This is a genomic window from Weissella cibaria, assembly GCF_004521965.1.
Taxonomy (GTDB): Bacteria; Bacillota; Bacilli; order Lactobacillales; family Lactobacillaceae; genus Weissella; species Weissella cibaria_A.
In genome coordinates, this window is sequence record NZ_SDGK01000099.1 from 1 (window position 1) to 646 (window position 646).

General features: G+C 43.2%; 1 protein-coding gene. It reads left to right on the forward strand.

Features of this window, described 5'->3' with window-relative positions; translation table 11 throughout:
• A partial coding sequence (locus EST42_RS10225) for a transposase (RefSeq protein ID WP_134645316.1) occupies positions 1-646 on the forward strand: 646 nt, incomplete at both ends.

A 646-nucleotide genomic window follows, 5' to 3' on the forward strand; every position in this document is an offset into this window, starting at 1 on the left:
GGTTTCTTAGAGCATGTCACTAAGTATGGATATACAGATGACATCGAGATTTATCTACCAACTACAAACGGCTATGACAATCGACTCATCGTTAAGAAGCAACGATTCCACTGCGATAGCTGCAATACAAAGTTCAACGCGAAGTCACACGATTTACTCGACAATTCTAAATTCTCTCGTCCATTAGTAAATCAGATTATCGCCATGTCACAAGATGATATCTCTCAAAAATCAATTGCGCGTTCATTGCGTGTATCAACGAGCAGCGTCCACAGAATCATCAACTCTGATCAAACATACTATTACGATTTCCAGCGCCAATTGCCTTCGGTCTTATGCTTTGATGAAGTCCGCACTTCAGCGCACAACATGTCCTTTGTGTACGCCGACGGCGAAGCACATCAGTTAATTGAGATTCTTCCTGACCGCCTATCTAAGAACATCAAAGAACACTTTTTAGGCTACTCTCTTCAGAATCGTCGACAAGTCGAATATGTCATCATCGATTTAAATGCGAACTACGGCCAATTTGTCCGTGGTTTATTTCCTAATGCCAAAATTATTATCGATCGCTTTCACATCGTTCAGCGCGTAGCGCAAGCTCTCACGGGACAACGCGTGGCTGACCAGCGCAGCATTGAGGATA